At 53.4% G+C, this 438-nt stretch carries 1 protein-coding gene; it reads left to right on the plus strand.

Going from position 1 to position 438, the window contains the following annotated elements; all coding sequences use genetic code 11:
• Window positions 1-438, plus strand: a 438-nt coding sequence (locus R5R67_RS19565; protein ID WP_318755219.1) for an Ig-like domain-containing protein, incomplete at both ends; no start/stop codon positions are given.

The following is a 438-nucleotide window of genomic DNA, read 5'->3' on the forward strand; positions in this document are numbered from 1 at the left end:
TTGATACGGTTGCACCAAATGCACCGGTGCTTGATCCGATCAATGCAACAGACCCAGTGAGCGGTCAGGCAGAGCCTGGTTCAACCGTGACTGTGACTTATCCTGATGGCACAACTGCAACAGTGGTAGCAGGCACAGATGGCAGCTGGTCAGTACCAAACCCGGGTAACCTGGTGGATGGCGATACAGTGACTGCAACAGCGACTGACCCTGCAGGCAACACTTCATTGCCAGGTACAGGCACAGTTTCAGCAGACATCACAGCACCTGTGGTTGCGCTGGATGACGTGTTGACGAATGACAGCACACCAGCACTTACTGGTACAGTGAACGATCCGACAGCCACTGTAGTTGTCAATGTGGATGGCGTTGACTATCCGGCAGTGAACAATGGTGACGGCACCTGGACGCTTGCAGACAATACACTTCCTGCGTTAA

The sequence above is a fragment of the Acinetobacter sp. OYA S30 genome (assembly GCF_033599315.1).
Taxonomy (GTDB): Bacteria; Pseudomonadota; Gammaproteobacteria; order Pseudomonadales; family Moraxellaceae; genus Acinetobacter; species Acinetobacter baumannii.